Raw genomic sequence first — 1,625 nt, forward strand, 5'->3', positions numbered from 1 at the left:
AGCACCGAGACGAGCCTTTATGGCGAAGTCACTGATACCACGCTTCCAGGAAAAGCTCCTAAGCTTCAGCTTACGCAGACCGTACCGTAAACCGACACAGGTGGGTAGGATGAGAATTCTCAGGCGCTTGAGAGAACTCGGGTGAAGGAACTAGGCAACATGGCACCGTAACTTCGGGAGAAGGTGCACCCTTGGTGGTGGCTCATGCGAGCACAAGCTACCGAGGGTCGCAGTAACCAGGCCGCTGCGACTGTTTATCAAAAACACAGCACTCTGCAAACACGAAAGTGGACGTATAGGGTGTGACGCCTGCCCGGTGCTGGAAGGTTAATTGATGGGGTCAGCCGCAAGGCGAAGCTCTTGATCGAAGCCCCAGTAAACGGCGGCCGTAACTATAACGGTCCTAAGGTAGCGAAATTCCTTGTCGGGTAAGTTCCGACCTGCACGAATGGCGTAACGACAGCGGCGCTGTCTCCACCCGAGACTCAGTGAAATTGAAATCGCTGTGAAGATGCAGCGTTCCCGTGGCAAGACGGAAAGACCCCGTGAACCTTTACTATAGCTTTACACTGAACGTTGAGTTCGTCTGTGTAGGATAGGTGGGAGGCTATGAAACTGTGGCGCTAGCTGCAGTGGAGCCATCCTTGAAATACCACCCTGTCGTGCTTGACGTTCTAACCTGGGCCCATTATCTGGGTCGGGGACCGTGTATGGTGGGTAGTTTGACTGGGGCGGTCTCCTCCTAAAGAGTAACGGAGGAGCTCGAAGGTACGCTCAGCGCGGTCGGACATCGCGCACTGTGTGCAAAGGCATAAGCGTGCTTGACTGCAAGATCGACGGATCAAGCAGGTAGGAAACTAGGACTTAGTGATCCGGTGGTTCTGTATGGAAGGGCCATCGCTCAACGGATAAAAGGTACTCCGGGGATAACAGGCTGATACCGCCCAAGAGTTCATATCGACGGCGGTGTTTGGCACCTCGATGTCGGCTCATCACATCCTGGGGCTGAAGTAGGTCCCAAGGGTATGGCTGTTCGCCATTTAAAGTGGTACGCGAGCTGGGTTTAGAACGTCGTGAGACAGTTCGGTCCCTATCTGCCGTGGACGTTGGAGATTTGAGAGGGGCTGCTCCTAGTACGAGAGGACCGGAGTGGACGAACCTCTGGTGTTCCGGTTGTCACGCCAGTGGCATTGCCGGGTAGCTATGTTCGGAAGCGATAACCGCTGAAAGCATCTAAGCGGGAAGCGCGCCTCAAGATGAGATCTCCCGGGGCACAAGCCCCCTGAAGGAACCATGTAGACTACGTGGTTGATAGGTCAGGTGTGTAAGCGCAGCAATGCGTTGAGCTAACTGATACTAATGATCCGAGAGGCTTGACCATATAACCTCAAGTTGCCTTGGCTTTACGACAGCGTCGTAAGAGCATCCAAGTGCACGCTACGTCACAAGAACTATGCGAGGCTGGCGCCTTGTCCCTCGGGACGAGTGCGACTCTCCAAAAGCCTCCCTGGTGAAATTAGCGCTGTGGAACCACCCGATCCCATCCCGAACTCGGAAGTGAAACGCAGCTGCGCCGATGGTAGTGTGGCTCAAGCCATGCGAGAGTAGGTCATCGCCAGGGTTTA

General features: G+C 54.7%; 2 rRNA genes (1 of these 2 cut by a window edge). Both read left to right on the forward strand.

What is annotated here, in order from left to right:
- Window positions 1–1,381: ribosomal RNA gene (locus AC4PR2_RS27900) — 23S ribosomal RNA — on the forward strand; it begins 1,499 nt to the left of the window's first position.
- Window positions 1,382–1,506: 125 nt separating this feature from the next.
- Window positions 1,507–1,621 (forward strand): 5S ribosomal RNA (gene rrf, locus AC4PR2_RS27905).
- Window positions 1,622–1,625 lie beyond the last annotated feature (4 nt).

The sequence above is a fragment of the Serratia sp. A07 genome (assembly GCF_058725505.1).